Source organism: Telluria sp. AZSoR62, assembly GCF_058111565.1.
Genome location: NZ_JBYTST010000235.1, coordinates 1 through 298, shown reverse-complemented (window position 1 = coordinate 298; position 298 = coordinate 1). Strand labels below are relative to the sequence as shown.

Sequence of the window (298 nt, the reverse complement as noted above, 5' to 3'; positions counted from 1 at the left end):
CCGTAGTGCAGATAGAATGGATTGTTTTGAAGGCCCGCATTGCTTTTGCGTAGCTAGCTGAAGATTGGTACGTTTTTTGCCTTGTCTAGCCAGACGTGAAGGTTTTAAGGGCTCCAAATAAGTAAAGCTGCAGATGGTTAATGTTTTTAGTGCGACTCTGGTTCGCCCAAGCAAAACGATAAAATAGTGCCTTCACCACGATCAGATCAGAATAGCCGCCTTGTATTAAATGTCGAAAACAGAAGGCGGCCACCACCGAAGTGCTAGGAGATAAGAGAAATGAGCCGCATGCATCCCG

At 46.0% G+C, this 298-nt stretch carries 1 protein-coding gene; it reads right to left on the bottom strand.

Annotation, left to right across the window (positions count from 1 at the left end; genetic code table 11):
• Positions 1–85: 85 nt before the first annotated feature.
• A partial coding sequence (locus AC3XQU_RS23645) for a hypothetical protein (RefSeq protein WP_489876579.1) occupies positions 86–298 on the bottom strand: 213 nt, incomplete at its 5' end.